This window comes from Phenylobacterium sp. (assembly GCF_035944335.1).
Taxonomy (GTDB): domain Bacteria; phylum Pseudomonadota; class Alphaproteobacteria; order Caulobacterales; family Caulobacteraceae; genus Phenylobacterium.
On sequence record NZ_DASZBG010000091.1, the window covers coordinates 1 to 1,809 of the forward strand.

Here is a 1,809-nt window from a genome sequence, read left to right on the forward strand (position 1 = left end):
GTCCTCGGGCTGCTAGCCATCCGCGATGATCTTGCGAACCGCCGTCCTCACCGCCGCCGTCCTCGCCGCCTCCAGCGCCTTGGCTGCGCCCAAGCCCGGGCCGCACAAGACCCCGCCCGCCGCCAAGCCGGCCACGGCCGCGGCCACCGACGCGGCGCCCGGCGGCCCGTTCGACGCACGCGAGCCCGGCAATCTCATCGCCCTGCTCGCCACGCTGGACGCCAAGGGCCAGGTGACCGCCCACGACAGGGAAGGCGTGCTCATCAGGGTAACCTCGCCGGCCGGCGGCTTCACCGTGCAGTACGAGGGCTGCAACCAGCAGGGCCATGTCTGCAGCGCCGTTCAGTTCGACGCCTCGGCGGAGGCCAAGACCGCGACCATCGCCGAGATCAACGGCTTCAACCAAAGCTCGCTCGCCTGCCGCATCTTCCAGGACAAGGCGGGCAAGCCGCATGTGCTCTATTCGAGCCTGGTGTTCGCCAGCTCGAGCCGGCAGGACATGCTGACCCACATCAACGCCTGGCGCGGCTGCCTCGCGGACTTCGGCGGCTTCCTGAAGGATCCGCCGGGCTATCTGGCCGCCGCCCCTTAAGCCGGTTCGGCCGTCCGGCTGCGGAAGGACACCGCCTTGTCGAGCGCGGCCTCCGCCTCGGCCATGATCCGCTTGACGATCTCGCCGGCCGGCAGGACGTCGTGGATGCCGCCCGCCGACTGGCCCATGGCGAAGGCTGAGCGGTCGACGTCGAGCCCCTCGATCTGGCCGCCGATGCCGCCCATGACGCCGGCGCGCGAGGACAGGATCGCCTGCTGAGGGAAGGGCTGGATCTCAGCCGGCCGGCTCTCCCAGTCGGCGACGTAGGCATTCTTCTTCACCCGCATCGGCTTGCCGGAATAGCTCCGCGTGCGAACCGTGTCCTCGTCGGTCGCCTCCAGGATCACCTCGCGATAGAGTTCGCCGGCGTGGGCCTCCTGTGACGCGATAAACCGCGTGCCCATCCAGACGCCCACCGCGCCCAGGCAGAGCGAGGCCGCCAGCCCGCGCCCGTCATAGAGCCCGCCCGCCGCGACCACCGGCACCTTCACCGCGTCCACGGCCTGGGCGACCAGCGGCAAGGTGCCGACCAGGCCCGTGTGACCGCCGCCCTCCCCGCCCTGGCAGATCACCGCGTCGCAGCCGGCCTGCTCGGCCTTCACCGCATGCTTCACCGCCCCGCAGACGACCATCACCTTGAGATTGGCCGCCTTCAGCTTCTCGAGGATCGGCATGGGGATACCAAGGCCGGCGATGAAGGACGAGGCGCCCTCTTCGATGATCACGTCGACGCTGGCCAGCAGGCTGTCGGGCGAGGCGGCCAGCAGGTCTACGCCGAACGGCTTGTCGGTGAGCGTCCTCACCAGCCGCATCTGCTCGCGGATGAAATCGGGGCCGCGCCCGGCCATGCCCAGCACGCCGTAGCCGCCGGCGTTGGACACCGCAGCGCAGAGCTCGGCGTAGGAGACGCCGCCCATCCCGGCCAGCATGATCGGATGCTTCACGCCGAGCAGGTCGCAGAGCGGGGTGTGCAAGCCCATCGGGTCTCTCCTCAGAAGATCGCGTAGCCGCCGTCGATCAGGAAGCTGTCGCCGGTGTGGAACCTGGAGGCGTCGGAGGCCAGGTAGACGGCGATGCCGCCGAAGTCCTCCGGCTCGCCCCAGCGGCGGAAGGGCACGCGCTTGATCACCGCGTCGTTGAACTTGTCATTGTCCTGGGCGCCTTGGGTCATGTCGGTGGCGATCCAGCCCGGCAGGACGGCGTTGGCGCGCACGCCG

Annotated in this window: 3 protein-coding genes; 1 reads left to right on the forward strand and 2 read right to left on the reverse strand. The window is 70.1% G+C overall.

The genetic code is table 11. The annotated features are described in order from the left end of the window. Positions 1-25: 25 nt before the first annotated feature. Entirely contained in the window at positions 26-592 is a 567-nt protein-coding gene (locus VGT80_RS15820; RefSeq protein WP_327457474.1) for a YbjN domain-containing protein, read from the forward strand. On the opposite strand, the gene VGT80_RS15825 is transcribed toward VGT80_RS15820, so the two are convergent. Next, entirely contained in the window at positions 589-1,572 is a 984-nt protein-coding gene (locus VGT80_RS15825; RefSeq protein ID WP_327457476.1) for a nitronate monooxygenase family protein, read from the reverse strand. The two genes, VGT80_RS15820 and VGT80_RS15825, sit on opposite strands and share 4 nt — an antisense overlap. Before the next feature lie 11 nt (positions 1,573-1,583). Next, on the reverse strand, positions 1,584-1,809 hold a 226-nt coding region (locus VGT80_RS15830; RefSeq protein ID WP_327457478.1), incomplete at its 5' end, for an SDR family NAD(P)-dependent oxidoreductase.